Below are 215 nucleotides of genomic sequence, written 5' to 3' on the forward strand. Positions count from 1 at the left end.
GTATCTTCTTGGTTGCTAAGTGTAATCTTTACAGTAGTCACTTGCTCAGTCAGCTGACGTTGCTTATCAAGCAATTGACTAAGTATGTGCTCAGCATTTTCTAGCTGTCTTTGGGCAGAGATCTGCGTGGCTTTAGCCTGATCTAAGGCATCAGGTAAACGCTTTTGTTCTGCTTCAGGATCTTTATTATCATAAACATACTTTGTATCTGTTTG

General features: G+C 40.0%; 1 protein-coding gene. It reads right to left on the minus strand.

The genetic code is table 11. The features are described 5' to 3' along the window. The coding region (locus V6252_RS13405) for a hypothetical protein (protein ID WP_341610765.1) at nucleotides 1-215 on the minus strand (215 nt) is incomplete at both ends.

It is taken from the genome of Psychrobacter proteolyticus (assembly GCF_038155145.1).
GTDB classification, from domain to species: Bacteria; Pseudomonadota; Gammaproteobacteria; order Pseudomonadales; family Moraxellaceae; genus Psychrobacter; species Psychrobacter proteolyticus_B.